Origin of the sequence: Streptomyces sp. BBFR102, from assembly GCF_051397025.1 — a bacterium.
Lineage (GTDB): Bacteria > Actinomycetota > Actinomycetes > Streptomycetales > Streptomycetaceae > Streptomyces.
The window spans coordinates 3,622,694-3,636,598 of the sequence record NZ_CP195757.1 but is presented as its reverse complement, the minus strand read 5'-3'; the positions used below and the strand labels follow the sequence as shown (position 1 = coordinate 3,636,598).

Genomic DNA, 13,905 nt, shown 5'->3' with positions numbered 1-13,905 from the left:
CCCACGCCAAGGACGCCCCACCATGACCGAGAAGCAGAATCCGCCCGCGGAGGGCCACGCCTTCCAGGACGAGGTCACCGAGCTGGAAGCCAAGTCGGCCACGGCCGCCCGGCTGTTCGACATCCGCCGCATCATCGGCGCGCTCTTCGTCGTCTACGGCCTGATCGTCGGCGCCGCCGGGCTCTTCGCCACCGACGCCGACCTGGAGAAGGCCCAGGACATCAACATCAACCTGTGGACCGGGCTGGGCATGCTCGCCCTCGGCCTGTTCTTCGTGATCTGGGTCAGGCTCCGGCCGACCGTCCCGCCCACCCCGCCGCTCCCCCAGGAAGCGGCCGGCGCCGCCGGGCCGGAGACCGGGCCCACCGGACGCGACTGACCCGTACGGCACGCGCCGTGGGGGCGGCGGTTCTTCACGGGGACCGCCGCCCCCACGGCCTTTCCGGGACCCCGGTGGGCCCGCCGCGCTGCATGGGGACGACCGGCGCCGCCCGGTCCAGCAGTCCGGTACGGGCGGCGAGCGCGGCGGCCTCCAGCCGGGAGCCGACCCCCAGCTTCATCAGCACCCGCTGCACATGGGTCCGGGCGGTGCTCGGGGCGATGCCCATGCCCGCGGCGATCACCCGGGTGTCCTCGCCCTCGGCGACCCGGACCAGCACCTCCACCTCGCGCGGGGTGAGCAGGGCGAGCAGCCGCTGGCCCTCGTCGTCGGGCTGGGCGGCCGGGTTGAGCAGTTCCGCGAAGGCGCCGGCGAGGAGCTGGGGCGCCACCACGGCCTCGCCCTTGCAGGCCCGGACGATGGCGCGCTCCACGCCCTCTATCCGCTCGTCGTGCCGGACGTAGCCGCAGGCCCCGGCCGCGAAGGCGGCGGCGATGCCGCGCGGGCTGGGCACCGGGCCGAGGACCACCACGGCCACCTGCGGCGCCTCGGCGCGGATGCGGACGACCGGGTCGAAGATGCCCGGCTCGGCGGGGGTGGCGGTACCGATGAGGCAGACCTCGGGGGCCCGGGCGACCACCAGGTCGGCGGCGCCCCTGGCCGGGGCGGCTGCCGCGAGCACCCGGTGACCGCGCAGTTTCAGCGCCGAGGCCAGTGCCTCCGCCAGCAGCCGGTGATCGTCCACCACCATCACCCGCACGCCCATCCGGCCGCCCTCCACGCAGTCCCCGCTCCGGCCCACCGGCCGTACGTCTCCCGGAAGTTACACGCTCCCTCACGACCGTGGCCCGGTTTCGCGGCATTCGCCGCCCCTCCGCCACACCGCGCCGCCCCGAACCTCTCCACCTGCCCCCGGCCCTCAAACGCGGCCCGCTCCGTCGACGAAAACCCCTATGAGCGCGCCGAGTTCGGCCCGGCCCCGGTCTCGCTCCCGGACCTGGTCCCCCTTCCGCCGACGGTTCTGCCCCGCACCCGGCGGAACCGGGGACGGGGCAGGACCTGGGTGCGCGCCCTCGAAGGGCGGCGCGATCAGCTCACTTGGTGCCGAAGGCGATGGCCAGGTACTCCGGCTCCTTCGTCACCTCGCTGGGCTCGCGGATGTACAGGGCGGACATGAACAGGCGGCCGTCGCCGTAGACGACCTCGCCGAAGTCCGGGAGGAAGTTCCGCTCGACGTTGCGGACGGCTTCGGCGGCCGGGTTCTCCAACAGGACCGTCTGCTTACCGCTGGTCGGGTCGATGGTGACGATCTGCCCGCCCTTGTCGTAGGGCGGCGCCTTGTAGGCGAGGAGGTTCTCTCCGTCCATGCGCAGCGGGTAGATCTTGTACTTGCCGCCGGCGTCGAAGCGGTCGCCGGTCTGCTTGCCGGTCGTCAGGTCGAACGACAGGATCTCGTTGGTCTGGCCGAACTCCTCACCCTGGGCGTCGTGCTCGGCGGTGGGGACGTAGAGCTTGCCGTTGCCCGCGAAGATCTGCCGGCAGTCGTGGACCTTGTTGACGCCGCAGTCGTGCTGGTACCTGCCCTCCTCCAGCGGGAAGCGGCTCTGCAGGCCGCCCTTGTCGTCGAGGGCGAAGACGTCGGTGACGCCGGAGGCGGTGATCTCCTGCGAGTCGGTGCCGAAGACCACCGGGTCGACGGAGATGACCTTGGCGTTGTCGAGCCCGGCGGGGAGCTTGTAGCTCCACTTCGGGGTGCCGTCGGAGGCGTCGAGGAGCTGCACCTCCATCTTCGGGTTGTCGAGGCTGCCGCACTTGCGGACCGCCACGAGCGCCTCGCCGCCGCGGTAGCCGACGTCCTCGCAGGCGTCGCCGTTCTGCGGCTTCCACAGCTCCTTGCCGGTCTTCAGGTCGAAGGCGGCGCCGCCGTCGGTGCCCCCTCCGACAGCCACCGTGCTGCCGCTGATGGAGACCTCGTCGTAGCGCGCGGGGCGCGAGGTGACCTCGACCGACTCGGTCCACAGGATCTCGCCGGTGCCCAGGTCGATCGCGGAGATCTTGTCGCAGCCGGGAGCCTTGTTGTCCGCCGTCTGCTTGGCGTTCTGGTAGACGACCGCCGCGATGTCACCGTCGCCGATCTCCGGCGAGGAGGCGCAGTGCTGGCCCGAGAGCGGTGTCGTCCAGGCTGCCTTGCCGGAGTCGAGGTCGTAGCCGTTGATCTCGGAGAGGCCGGGCTTGGCGAAGACCTTGCCGGTCAGCCAGGAGCCCTTGACGGGGTAGCTGCCCTCGTCCCCGATCTTGGGCGCGGGCAGTTGGAAGAGCACCTTGGAGCCGGGGTCGGCCGGGATCTTCTCTTCTCCACCGCCGGAGGCGCCGGGCGCCTCACCGGAGCCGCCCTTGCCCTCGCCGGTCCCGCCCTGCCCGCTGCCGCCGGCGGTGGTCCCGCCGTCCTGCGAGGACTTGTACCAGAGGCCGCCGCCGACGATCAGCGCGATGGCCACCACGGCCGCCGTGATGATCATGGCCTGTGGGCCGAACCTGCGGCCGCCGCCCGGGGAGCTCTGGGCGTTCATCGGCACGGTGGTGGGCTGCGGATAGCCGTAGGGCTGCGGCGGCTGGCCGTACGGGGGCGTCGGTTGGCCCGGGTAGCCGTAGCCGGGGGCGCCCTGCGGCGGCTGGCCCGGCTGCTGCGGGAAGCCGTACCCGGGGGCGGCCTGCGGCTGCTGGCCCGGCTGCTGCGGATAGCCGTAGCCGGGTTGGCCCGGGGGCGGGGTCTGCGGGTAGCCGTAGCCGGGCTGCGCGGGCGGGGTCCGGGGCTGGTCGCCTCCGGCGGCGGGGCCGTCCTGGTCGGCGGGGGCCGGGGGCGGGGTCTGCGGCGGCTGGGCCGGCGGGGGCGCGCCGAATCCGCCGGGCGGCGGGTCCTGCGGGGCGCCGAATCCGCCCTGGGGCGGCTCGTTGGGCGGCTGGGACGGCGGCTGTGTCATGGCGTGGGTACCTCGGTGCACGGGGGGAGGTGGGCGGGGACGTCGGGGAGGAGGAGCGGGGGCACCACGAACGGGCTCGGGGCCCGGCCCGGGCGCCCCCGGTGAGTCACTCGGCGTAGGCCAGCATCAGTTTCTCCGCCGCGTCGCTCTTGCCGCTGAGGCGGGTGGTGGAGAGGTAGAAACGTCCGTCGACCCAGTCGACGGCCCGGGAGTAGAAGCCTCGCTCGATCGCCGCGGTGCCCTCGGGCAGCTTCAGCAGCGTGGTCGGCTTGCCACCGGAGGTGGGGATGGAGACGATCTCCCCGCCCTTGCGGTAGGACGCCTCGACGTAGGCGACGAGCTTGCCGCCCTCCCTCTTCAGCGGCAGCATCGACCGGCCCTCGGGGGCCTGGACGGACCACTTCTTCTTGCCGGTGGCCAGGCTGGTGGCGACGATCTCGTTGGAGCCGCTCTTGGCCTCGGTCGGCAGGTAGAGGGTGGTGTCGTCGGCGACGGCGCCCACACAGCCTCGCAGGGCGCGGGAGGTGATCGCCCAGCCGCACTGCGGGGTGAAGGGGACCTCGGACTCGACCTGGGTGGTGATCTTCCCGTCGTCGACGCGGGAGATGTTCCAGGCGTCCTTCTCCTTGTTGGAGGAGTAGATGACCAGCGGGTCCATGGAGTAGACCCGCTCGACGCGCCAGCCCTTGCCGACGGCCAGGTTGGACTTGACCTTGCCGGTGGCCGGGTCGAGGACGCTGACCTCGTCGTGCTCCTCGGGCTTGGTCGCGGCGCAGGAGGAGACCATGACGAGGTGGTCGCCCTCGCCGGCCCAGGCGCCGGGGAAGCAGGACGGGCCGTACTTCTTCTTGGTGTACAGCTCCTTGCCGTCGCTCAGGCGGAAGGCGACGCCCGACATGGAGCGCCCGGCGATGACGGTGTCCCCGGCGATGACGACGTCGAGTTCGAGGGTGCTGTCGAACAGGGCGCCCTCGTCGAGGGTGTTGGTCCAGGCGCTCTTGCCGGTGGCGAGGTCCAGCTGCATCAGCCGGTTGCACCTGGACTTGTCGGTGTTGCCGTTCTTGTGGGCGATGACGACCTGGCCGTCGACCGCCTGCTTGCTGGCCGCGCAGATCGGGCCCGGCAGTTCGACCTCGTCCCAGCTGGGCTTGCCGCCCTCGATGTCCCAGGCGAGGACGGAGCGGTAGACGGCCTTGACCGCGGTGGTGTCGGTGATCCACATACCGGGGGCGTCGGCCCCCCTGCCGGGCGCGGCCGGCGCCTCCTTGTACCAGAGGACCTGCGCCTCGCCGGGCTGACGGCCCGCGTTGAGGTCCTCGTCCTCGCCGTTGCGGTCGCCCTTGCCGTCGCCCGGGTTGTCCGGGGCGGAGGGGGCGGCGCCGGAGGCGGAGGGAGCCTTGGACGGGGAGGCGACGGGGTCCTCCGCGTCGCCGGTGGTCAGCAGGACGATGCCGACCACGGCGAGCAGCGCCACCGCCACCGCGCCGCCGACGATCGCCCCGGTCTTCCCCTTGGACGGGCCACGCCCACCACCGGGTCCGCCGGGACCGGGCTGGCCGGGGACGGTCGGCGGCTGCCCCGGGTAGCCGTACCCCTGCTGGGGCTGGCCGTAGGGGCCGGGCTGACTGTACGGACCGGGCTGACTGTAGGGGCCCGGCTGCTGGGGAGCGCCGTACGGGCCGGGCTGCTGCGGGTAGCCGTGGCCGGGCTGCGCGGGCGGGGTCCGGGGCGGCTGGCCAGGAGGCTGGGTGGGCGGCTGGCCGCCGTCGTCGCCGGGCCCGGGCTCCGGTGGTGGCCCGAAGCCGCCCTGGGGCGGCTGCGGAGGCTGGTTGGGCGGCTGACTCATCAGCGGCTCCCCCTCTTCACTGATATTTCGGCACGCCAGTGCTGGCCCACTTTTCTACCACTCGGACAACGGGGCGCGCCGAAGCGGTCCTGCCCTTGTTCCCAAGGGAGGACCGGTCCGTGATGCGTCCGTTACGCCAGGTGAGGGCTAGTCGGCTTCCTCCGCCAGCTCCAGCCAGCGCATCTCCAACTCGTCCCGCTCATCGGCGAGTTGGCGCAGCTCGGCGTCGAGTTCGGCCACCTTGGCGAAGTCCGTGGCGTTGGCGGCGATCTGCGTGTGCAGCTTCTGCTCCCGTGTGGAGAGCTTGTCGAGCTGGCGCTCCAGCCGCTGGAGTTCCTTCTTCGCCGCCCGCTGGTCGGCGGCCGGCTTCTCCTTGTGCTCGGCCTGCGGGGCGGGCACCGGGGCACCGGGCGCCTGGGTCTCGGCCATCCGCCGCCTGCGCTCCAGGTACTCGTCGACGCCGCGCGGCAGCATCCTGAGCGCGCCGTCGCCGAGCAGGGCGAAGACCCGGTCGGTGGTCCGCTCGACGAAGAACCGGTCGTGGGAGATGACGATCATCGACCCGGGCCAGCCGTCGAGCAGGTCCTCCAGCTGGGTCAGGGTCTCGATGTCCAGGTCGTTGGTGGGCTCGTCGAGGAGGAGGACGTTGGGCTCGTCCATGAGGAGCCGGAGGATCTGCAGGCGGCGGCGCTCACCGCCGGAGAGGTCGCCGACCGGCGTCCACTGCTTCTCCTTGGAGAAGCCGAACTTCTCGCAGAGCTGCCCGGCCGTCATCTCCCGGCCCTTGCCGAGGTCGACCCGGTCCTTGACCTGCTGGACGGCCTCCAGGACCCGGGTGGCGGGGTCGAGTTCGGCGACCTCCTGGGAGAGGTGGGCGAGCTTGACGGTCTTGCCGACGACCACCTTGCCCTCGACGGGCTGGGCCTCGCCTCCGGTGCGGGCCGCCTCGGTGAGGGTGCGCAGCAGGGAGGTCTTGCCCGCTCCGTTGACGCCGACCAGGCCGATGCGGTCGCCGGGGCCGAGCTGCCAGGTCAGGTGCTTGAGCAGCACCTTGGGCCCGGCCTGCACGGTGACGTCCTCCAGGTCGAACACGGTCTTGCCGAGCCGGGCGGAGGCGAACTTCATCAGCTCGCTGGTGTCGCGCGGCGGGGGCACGTCGGCGATCAGCTCGTTGGCCGCCTCGATGCGGTAGCGGGGCTTGGAGGTGCGGGCGGGGGCGCCGCGGCGCAGCCAGGCCAGCTCCTTGCGCATGAGGTTCTGCCGCTTGGTCTCCTCGGTGGCGGCGCGCCGCTCGCGCTCGGCACGGGCGAAGACGTAGTCGCTGTAACCGCCCTCGTACTCGTGGACGTCACCGCGCTGCACGTCCCACATGCGGGTGCAGACCTGGTCGAGGAACCAGCGGTCGTGGGTGACGCAGACGAGGGCGGAGCGGCGGGCCCGCAGGTGGCCGGCGAGCCAGGAGATGCCCTCGACGTCGAGGTGGTTGGTCGGCTCGTCCAGGACGATCAGGTCGGGCTCGCCGATGAGCAGCTTGGCCAGCGCGATGCGGCGGCGCTCGCCGCCGGAGAGCGGGCCGATGACCGTCTCCAGGCCCTGCGGGAAGCCGGGCAGGTCCAAGCCGCCGAAGAGGCCGGTGAGGACGTCGCGGATCTTGGCGTTGCCCGCCCACTCGTGGTCGGCGAGGTCCCCGATGATCTCCTGGCGGACGGTGGCGGCCGGGTCGAGCGAGTCGTGCTGGGTGAGGACGCCCAGCCGCAGCCCGCCGCTGTGGGTGACGCGGCCGGTGTCGGCCTCCTCCAGCTTGGCGAGCATCCGGATGAGGGTGGTCTTGCCATCGCCGTTGCGGCCGACGACGCCGATCCGGTCGCCCTCGGAGACACCGAGCGAAACCCCGTCGAGCAGGGCACGGGTGCCGTAGACCTTGCTGACGGCCTCGACGTTGACCAGATTGACGGCCATTTCACTCCTGTACGGGGATGGGTGCGGCCTCCAGCGTAAACCGGTCGGCGTGGTGCGGTCGGGGCGTCTCAGCCCCGGTCGGCGCGGGCGGCCACGGTGTCGCGGTCCGGCGCCGGGTCCTGGCCGACGACGGTGGCGCCGGGCGCCGGGGAGAGGGCGACACGGGCGCTGCGGCAGGTGCCGGAGGCGGTGAGGGCCTCGGCGATGCGGTCGGCGGCGGGGGCGTCCTCGGCGAGGAAGGCGGTGGTGGGGCCGGAGCCGGAGACCAGGGCGGCGAGCGCGCCGGCCTCGGTGCCCGCGGCGAGGGTGGCGGCGAGCGCCGGGTCGAGGGAGAGGGCGGCGGCCTGGAGGTCGTTGTCGACGGTGGCCGCGAGCGCGTGCGGGTCGCCGTCACGCAGAGCGGCCAGCAGCGCCGGAGAGGCGGTCGGCGCGGGCACCTCGCGGCCCTCGCAGAGCCGGTCGAACTCGCGGTAGACCGCCGGGGTGGAGAGGCCGCCGTCAGCGGCGGCGAAGACCCAGTGGAAGGTCCCCCCGACCCGGAGCGGCTCCAGCCTCTCGCCCCGCCCGGTGCCGAGCGCGGCCTCGCCGACCAGGCTGAACGGCACGTCGCTGCCGAGGTCGGCGCAGATGCTCAGCAACACCTCGCGCGGGGTGGCCAGGCCCCACAGCGCGTCGCAGGCGACCAGGGCGGCGGCCGCGTCGGCGCTGCCCCCGGCCATGCCGCCGGCCACCGGGATGTCCTTGGCGATGTGCAGGTGGACGTCGGCGGTCCGCCCCGCGCGCTCGGCCAGCGCCAGGGCGGCGCGGGCGGCGAGGTTGGAGCCGTCCAGCGGGACCTGGGCGGCGTCGGGACCGGTGACGGTCAGCCGCAGGCCGTCGGCGGGTGTCGCGGTGACGGTGTCGTACAGGCCGACGGCGAGGAAGACGTTGGCCAGGTCGTGGTAGCCGTCGGGGCGCGGGGCGCCCACCGCGAGCTGGACGTTGACCTTGGCGGGGACGCGGACCGTGATGCTCACTGGGGGGGGTGGGCCTTCCGGGAGGGGTCGGGGGTCGGGTGCGGCGGGCGGTCCGGGTCAGCGGGCGGGGGCGTGCTCGGCGATGGCGGCGAACTCCTCGACGGTCAGCGACTCGCCCCTGGCCTGCGGGGAGACCCCGGCTGCGACCAGCGCGGCCTCGGCCGCGGCGGCCGATCCCGCCCAGCCGGAGAGGGCGGCCCGCAGCGTCTTGCGGCGCTGGGCGAAGGCCGCGTCGACCACGGCGAAGACCTGCTGCCGGGTGGCCTTGGTCGCCGGGGGCTCGGCGCGGCGGACCAGGGAGACCAGGCCGCTGTCGACGTTGGGCGCGGGCCAGAAGACGTTCCGGCCGATGGCGCCGGCGCGCTTGACCTCGGCGTACCAGTTGGCCTTGACCGAGGGCACGCCGTACACCTTCGAGCCGGGGGCGGCGGCGAGCCGGTCCGCGACCTCCGCCTGCACCATGACGAGCGTCCGCTCGATGGTGGGGAACCGCTCCAGCATGTGCAGCAGCACGGGGACGGCGACGTTGTACGGCAGGTTGGCGACGAGCGCGGTGGGCGGGGGGCCCGGCAGCTCGGTGACGCGCAGGGCGTCGGCGTGGACCAGCGCGAAGTGCGCGGCCCGCCCGGGGAGCCGGGCGGTGACCGTGGCCGGGAGTGCCGCTGCGAGGGTGTCGTCGATCTCCACGGCGACGACGCGGTCCGCGGCCTCCAGGAGGCCCAGGGTCAGGGAGCCGAGGCCCGGGCCCACCTCCACCACCACGTCGTCGTCGCGGACACCCGCGGTGCGGATGATGCGGCGGACGGTGTTCGCGTCGATGACGAAGTTCTGGCCGCGCTGCTTCGTCGGGCGTACGCCCAGGGCGGAAGCGAGGTCGCGGATGTCGCCGGGGCCCAGGAGGGCGTCCTGTCCGGGGGACAGGGGGTTCTCCGGTGGCTGGGGGTCAGTGGGGCTGCTGGTCACCGGTCAAGCGTACGGGGCTCCGGCCCGGGGGTTGCCTCCGGCGGCGGCGGGGCTCGAATTTGCCGGGGGGTCCGTCCCCGGCCTGCCGGTCAGGGACGGACCCCAAGCGCCGGCCGGGCTGCTGTGGCCGGACAGAACAGCTAGTGCCTGACCGGCGGCTGGTAGCCGAAGGACTCGGCGGTGTTGGTGGCCAGCGCCTTGGCGAGGGCTTCGGTGGGTTCGTCGCGGATCTCGGCCATGGCGCGGACGGTGACGGGGATGAGGTACGGGGCGTTGGGGCGGCCCCGGTAGGGGGCGGGGGTGAGGAAGGGGGCGTCGGTCTCGACGAGGAGGAGTTCGCGGGGGGCCGCCCTGAGGGCTTCGCGCAGGGGGTGGGCGTTCTTGAAGGTGACGTTGCCGGCGAAGGACATGTAGTAGCCGTGGCGGGCGCAGGTCTCGGCCATCTCGGCGTCGCCGGAGAAGCAGTGGAAGACGGTGCGGTCCGGGGCGCCCTCCTCGCGGAGGATGCGCAGGACGTCGGCGTGGGCCTCGCGGTCGTGGATGACCAGGGCCTTGTCGTGGCGCTTGGCCAGTTCGATGTGGGCGCGGAAGGAACGCTCCTGGGCGGCCATGCCTTCGGGACCGGTGCGGAAGTGGTCGAGGCCGGTCTCGCCGACGCCGAGGACGTGGGGCAGGGCGGCCAGTTCCTCGATCTGGCCGAGGGCCTCGTCCAGGGCCGCGTCGCCGCCCGCGGGGCGCTCGCCCTGGCGGGACCAGCCGTCGGGGTCGCCGAGGACGATGCGCGGCGCCTCGTTGGGGTGCAGGGCGACGGCGGCGTGGACCCGTTCGTGGGCAGCGGCGGCCTCGGCGGCCCACCGCGACCCCGCCACGTCGCAGCCGACCTGGATCAGGGTGGTCACGCCGACCGAGGCGGCCTTGGCCAGGGTCTCCTCCATCGAGTCCGCCTGCATGTCCACATGGGTGTGGGAATCGGCGACCTCGACCGTCAGCGCCTCCGGCAGCGGCGGCGCCCCTTGCTCACGACTCATACCGGCGATCCTACGAAGCCGGGCGCCGGTTCCGTTCACCGCCGCCCGGCCCCGGTCGGCGCGATGGTCGGCGGCCCCGGCCGGGAGGGGTGTCGGGGACACCGTCGCGCGGGCCTTGGGCCGGGCGGTGCCCCGCGTGTCGCGAGGCGGGCCGACGCGGACGGCCCGGGCCTGTTCCGGGAGGCCCTGGGACTCGGCCGCCGGTCCCGGTCGCCACGGGCCCGGGAGCGCCGAGGGTGTCGGCAGCCCGGCCCACCGGACAGCGGCTCAGACCCCCGCGAGCCTCCCGCCGCGCACACGCCCGCCGGGGAAGCGCCCGGACGGGCACCACCACCAGCCGGTTCCGGCCCGGCTACCCGTGCCCGAAGATCCTCGACCAGATCGACCGCCGTGACCCGGCCGCGGCGGCTCCGGTGTCCTCCCTGGGCGTGGACCGCTCGCTGGGCACGTGCGCCTCCATGCCGCCTCGCGCCGCGGACCCGCCCGAGGCGGTGCCGCGCAGGGCGGCCTTGGCGGCGGCCACCCGCCCCGCCTGCATGATCCGTACGACGTGGCCCCCGCAGTTGAAGCAGGTGGGCCGGGACAGCGGCGAGGGCACCCGGTGCCCGTCGGCGAGGTAGAGGAAGAACTCGTGCCCGTCCTGGTCGGTGAAGCGCTGGATGTCGTACTCCTGCTCCCAGCCGTGCCCGCACCGCAGGCACGCGAAGGAGTACGCCTCGTGCATGGTGTCGTGGGGGGCGCGGGGGATCGGGGCTCCGGAGGCCGGGCTGGAGGTACCGGTGGGGGTGCCTGTCCGCGATGTCTGGCTCATGCCGACTCCTTCGGTCGTCTCCCACCAGTGGACTCCGGTGGGGACCGGGGCGCATCAGGGCCGGTCGCCTCATGGACGGGATTTGGGGCCGCCATGGCGGGGCGGCCTCACCAATGCCCCCCGCTTTACCTTTCAGGCTAGCCCTTTACCTCATTTCGAGCCGTTTCGTTCCGCGTTCTTTGCCGTCACGACGGCATCGAAGACCTGCCGTTTGGGCAGCCCCGCCTCGGCGGCGACGGCGGCGATGGCCTCCTTGCGCCGCTCCCCCGCCTCCTCCCGGTCGCGGACCCGGCGCACCAGCTCCGCGTCGTCCAGGTCGGCGGGCCCGGCCTCGGGCGCCCCCTCGACGACGATCGTGATCTCCCCGCGTACGCCCTCGGCGGCCCAGGCGGCCAGCTCGCCGAGGCCGCCGCGCTTGACCTCCTCGTACGTCTTGGTCAGCTCGCGGCAGACGGCGGCGCGGCGCTCGGCGCCGAAGGCCTCGGTCATCGCCTCCAGGGTGGCCGCGAGCCGGTGCGGCGCCTCGAAGTAGACGAGGGTGCGGCGCTCCTCGGCGACCTCGCGCAGCCGCCCCAGCCGCTCCCCGGCCTTGCGCGGCGGGAACCCCTCGAAGCAGAACCGGTCGACGGGCAGCCCGGAGAGGGCCAGCGCGGTCAGGACGGCGGAGGGGCCGGGTACGGCGGTGATGCGCAGGCCGCGTTCGACGGCGGCGGCGACCAGCCGGTAGCCGGGGTCGGAGACCGAGGGCATGCCCGCGTCGGTGACCAGCAGCACCCGGGCGCCCTGGGCCAGCTCCTCGACGAGTTCGGGGGTGCGCGCGCTCTCGTTGCCCTCGAAGTAGGAGACGGTGCGTCCGGTGGTGTGGACGCCGAGGGCCTGGGTGAGGCGGCGCAGCCGGCGGGTGTCCTCGGCGGCGATGACGTCGGCGCGCTCCAGTTCGGCGGCGAGCCGGGGCGGGGCGTCGGCGGTGTCGCCGATGGGGGTGCCTGCGAGTACGAGGGTTCCGGTTCCTGTCACGGCTCCATCCTCGCAGCCGGACGGAAGGGACGTTTCCGCCCGGCCGCCGCACAGCCCCCGGGGGACGGGGTGACGCAGAAAGGGAGGTACCGGCACGGGGACGGGACCCGCCCCGAACGGTTCCCTACGATGACCCGGTGACCAAGACCGCCTCCTCGACCGGGGCCCCCACGGACCGGCCCGATGCGCCCGCGCAGCTCTGGCCGCGGCGGCTGCGCCGATTCGGGTACACGGCGCGCCCGCGGCAGGACGTGCGGGAGCGGCTGGTGCCGCCGTACACCGCGCCCGATCCCCGGCTCTGGCGGGGCCTGGGCATCGGCGAGGCGGCGGGGCGGCGGCTGGCGGCGCTCTCCGGCTGGGGCGGTCCGCTGCTGGTGGCGCTCCTCGCCGGGGTGCTGCGGTTCTGGAACCTGGGCAGCCCCAAGGCGGTGATATTCGACGAGACGTACTACGCCAAGGACGCGTGGGCCCTCATCCACCGCGGCTTCGAGGTGAGCTGGCCGAAGAACGCCGACTCCTCGATCCTCGCCGACCCGTCCTCGGTACAGATCCCCACCGACGCCTCGTACGTCGTCCACCCGCCGGTCGGCAAGTACGTCATCGGGATCGGTGAGTGGCTGTTCGGCTTCGAACCGTTCGGCTGGCGGTTCATGACGGCGCTGCTCGGCACCCTGTCGGTGCTGATGCTCTGCCGCATCGGCCGCCGCCTGTTCCGCTCGACCTTCCTCGGGTGCCTGGCCGGGCTGCTGCTGGCCGTGGACGGCCTGCACTTCGTGATGAGCCGCACCGCCCTGCTCGACCTGGTGCTGATGTTCTTCGTGCTGGCCGCCTTCGGCTGCCTGCTCGTCGACCGCGACAGAGCGCGGGCCCGGCTGGCGGCGGCCCTCCCGCTCGGCACGGACGGCCGGCCGCGCCCCGACTCCGGTGTCGCGGGCACCCTGCGCCTGGGCTGGCGCCCCTGGCGGATCGCGGCCGGCCTCAGCCTGGGCCTGGCCTTCGCCACCAAGTGGAACGGCCTGTACATCCTGGCCGCCTTCGGCCTGCTCACCGTCGCCTGGGACGTGGGCGCCCGCCGCGTCGCCGGCGCCCGCCGCCCGTACACGGCCGTGCTGCGCCGCGACGTCCTGCCCGCCTTCGTCTCGACGGTCCCGGTCGCCCTCGCCACCTACGTCGCCTCCTGGGCCGCCTGGATCGCCTCCCCCTCGGACGGCACCGGCGGCTACTACCGCGACTGGGCCGCGGACGCCGGCCGGGGCGGCTCCTTCACCTGGCTCCCCGACTGGCTGCGCAGCCTGTGGCACTACGAGAACAAGGTCTACGACTTCCACGTCGGCCTGAACTCCGGCCACACCTACGAGTCCAACCCCTGGTCCTGGCTGGTCGTGGGCCGCCCCGTCTCCTACTTCTACGAGTCCCCGGCCCCCGGCAAGGACGGCTGCCCCGCCGACACCGTCGACAAGTGCGCCCGCGAGGTCCTCGCCCTCGGCACCCCCGCCCTGTGGTGGGCCGCCTGCTTCGCCGTCGCCTACTGCCTCTGGCGCTGGGGCCTGCGCCGCGACTGGCGCGCCGGCGCCCTCCTCTGCGGCGTGGCCGCCGGCTACCTCCCCTGGTTCGCCTACCAGGAACGCACCATCTTCGTCTTCTACGCCGTCGTCTTCGTCCCGTTCCTCTGCCTCGCCCTCGCCATGCTCCTCGGCGCGATCATCGGCCCCCCGGGCTCCTCGGAACGCCGCCGCACCGCGGGCGCGGCGGCGGCGGGCGTGATCGTGCTGCTCATCCTGTGGAACTTCATCTACTTCTGGCCGCTGTACACCGGCGAGCCGATCCCGGTGGACCAGTGGCAGGGGAGGATGTGGCTGGACACGTGGGTCTAGCGGCGCGGCGGAACCGGGGGCGCGGCCGGCA

At 73.8% G+C, this 13,905-nt stretch carries 11 protein-coding genes; 2 read left to right on the top strand and 9 right to left on the bottom strand.

Annotation, left to right across the window (positions count from 1 at the left end; all coding sequences use genetic code 11):
• Nucleotides 1-22: 22 nt before the first annotated feature.
• The gene (locus tag ACSLIC_RS16310) at nt 23-379 is read left to right on the top strand and encodes a hypothetical protein (RefSeq protein WP_436738429.1); all 357 of its coding nucleotides are present in this window, start codon (nt 23-25) and stop codon (nt 377-379) included.
• A gap of 34 nt (nt 380-413) precedes the next feature.
• Here the strand turns inward: ACSLIC_RS16310 and ACSLIC_RS16305 are convergent, their stop codons facing one another.
• The 9 genes from ACSLIC_RS16305 to rsmI form a co-directional block, all read right to left on the bottom strand.
• On the bottom strand, nt 414-1,145 hold the full coding sequence (locus tag ACSLIC_RS16305) for a helix-turn-helix transcriptional regulator (protein WP_436738428.1): 732 nt from the start codon (nt 1,143-1,145) through the stop codon (nt 414-416).
• A gap of 328 nt (nt 1,146-1,473) precedes the next feature.
• Complete coding sequence (locus ACSLIC_RS16300; RefSeq protein WP_436738427.1) at nt 1,474-3,360, bottom strand: outer membrane protein assembly factor BamB family protein; 1,887 nt, start codon at nt 3,358-3,360, stop codon at nt 1,474-1,476.
• 106 nt (nt 3,361-3,466) lie between these two features.
• Complete coding sequence (locus ACSLIC_RS16295) at nt 3,467-5,206, bottom strand: outer membrane protein assembly factor BamB family protein (RefSeq protein ID WP_436738426.1); 1,740 nt, start codon at nt 5,204-5,206, stop codon at nt 3,467-3,469.
• Between the two features lie 147 nt (nt 5,207-5,353).
• Nucleotides 5,354-7,165 carry an ABC-F family ATP-binding cassette domain-containing protein gene (locus tag ACSLIC_RS16290; protein ID WP_436738425.1) on the bottom strand — a complete coding sequence of 604 codons (1,812 nt, stop codon included), beginning with the start codon at nt 7,163-7,165 and terminating at the stop codon, nt 5,354-5,356.
• Nucleotides 7,166-7,233: 68 nt separating this feature from the next.
• Nucleotides 7,234-8,181, bottom strand: a complete 948-nt coding sequence (locus tag ACSLIC_RS16285) for a 4-(cytidine 5'-diphospho)-2-C-methyl-D-erythritol kinase (RefSeq protein WP_436738424.1) — start codon at nt 8,179-8,181, stop codon at nt 7,234-7,236.
• Between the two features lie 57 nt (nt 8,182-8,238).
• Nucleotides 8,239-9,144 carry a 16S rRNA (adenine(1518)-N(6)/adenine(1519)-N(6))-dimethyltransferase RsmA gene (rsmA, locus tag ACSLIC_RS16280; RefSeq protein WP_436738423.1) on the bottom strand — a complete coding sequence of 302 codons (906 nt, stop codon included), beginning with the start codon at nt 9,142-9,144 and terminating at the stop codon, nt 8,239-8,241.
• A gap of 140 nt (nt 9,145-9,284) precedes the next feature.
• Nucleotides 9,285-10,172, bottom strand: a complete 888-nt coding sequence (locus tag ACSLIC_RS16275; RefSeq protein WP_436738422.1) for a TatD family hydrolase — start codon at nt 10,170-10,172, stop codon at nt 9,285-9,287.
• A 352-nt stretch (nt 10,173-10,524) separates the two neighbouring features.
• On the bottom strand, nt 10,525-10,983 hold the full coding sequence (locus tag ACSLIC_RS16270; protein WP_436738421.1) for a hypothetical protein: 459 nt from the start codon (nt 10,981-10,983) through the stop codon (nt 10,525-10,527).
• Nucleotides 10,984-11,133: 150 nt separating this feature from the next.
• Entirely contained in the window at nt 11,134-12,000 is an 867-nt protein-coding gene (rsmI, locus tag ACSLIC_RS16265; protein ID WP_436738420.1) for a 16S rRNA (cytidine(1402)-2'-O)-methyltransferase, read from the bottom strand.
• A 137-nt stretch (nt 12,001-12,137) separates the two neighbouring features.
• Here rsmI and ACSLIC_RS16260 point away from each other — a divergent pair, with 137 nt between their 5' ends.
• The gene (locus ACSLIC_RS16260; RefSeq protein ID WP_436738419.1) at nt 12,138-13,874 is read left to right on the top strand and encodes a dolichyl-phosphate-mannose--protein mannosyltransferase; all 1,737 of its coding nucleotides are present in this window, start codon (nt 12,138-12,140) and stop codon (nt 13,872-13,874) included.
• The last annotated feature ends 31 nt before the right edge of the window (nt 13,875-13,905 follow it).

Coding starts and splice junctions, on each gene's coding strand:
- ACSLIC_RS16310 (WP_436738429.1), top strand. CDS start 23: ATGACCGAGAAGCAGAATCCGCCCGCGGAGGGCCACGCCTTCCAGGAC.
- ACSLIC_RS16275 (WP_436738422.1), bottom strand. CDS start 10,172: ATGAGTCGTGAGCAAGGGGCGCCGCCGCTGCCGGAGGCGCTGACGGTC.
- ACSLIC_RS16295 (WP_436738426.1), bottom strand. CDS start 5,206: ATGAGTCAGCCGCCCAACCAGCCTCCGCAGCCGCCCCAGGGCGGCTTC.
- ACSLIC_RS16290 (WP_436738425.1), bottom strand. CDS start 7,165: ATGGCCGTCAATCTGGTCAACGTCGAGGCCGTCAGCAAGGTCTACGGC.
- ACSLIC_RS16300 (WP_436738427.1), bottom strand. CDS start 3,360: ATGACACAGCCGCCGTCCCAGCCGCCCAACGAGCCGCCCCAGGGCGGA.
- ACSLIC_RS16305 (WP_436738428.1), bottom strand. CDS start 1,145: ATGGGCGTGCGGGTGATGGTGGTGGACGATCACCGGCTGCTGGCGGAG.
- ACSLIC_RS16270 (WP_436738421.1), bottom strand. CDS start 10,983: ATGAGCCAGACATCGCGGACAGGCACCCCCACCGGTACCTCCAGCCCG.